Origin of the sequence: Pseudomonas sp. HY13-MNA-CIBAN-0226, from assembly GCF_040310305.1 — a bacterium.
GTDB lineage: Bacteria > Pseudomonadota > Gammaproteobacteria > Pseudomonadales > Pseudomonadaceae > Aquipseudomonas > Aquipseudomonas gregormendelii.
On record NZ_JBEOPS010000166.1, the window covers coordinates 1 to 284 of the forward strand.

At 68.0% G+C, this 284-nt stretch carries 1 pseudogene; it reads right to left on the bottom strand.

Going from position 1 to position 284, the window contains the following annotated elements:
* Window positions 1-284: pseudogene (locus AAEZ05_RS28245) on the bottom strand (glycosyltransferase); the annotation flags it as partial.

Below are 284 nucleotides of genomic sequence, written 5' to 3' on the forward strand. Positions count from 1 at the left end.
GGTTGGCACCGTGGATATGCCGATGCCCGTCGCGGGCCTGGTAGGCCTGGTGATAGCGGATCTGCGCCGCCGGGTCGAAGCCTTCGCTCCAGGCGTCTACGGTGACTGTGCCGCACACCGCGTCACAACCTTGAGCCAGTTGGGCCACCAGCCAGTCAGGGGCGACGCGGCTGTCGGCGTCGGTACAGGAAATCCACCGCGCGCCTTGCTCCAGCAAGTACCGTGCACCCACGCCGCGGGCATGCCCCACATTGCGGGCCTGCACGTGCAGGCAGTGCACTTGG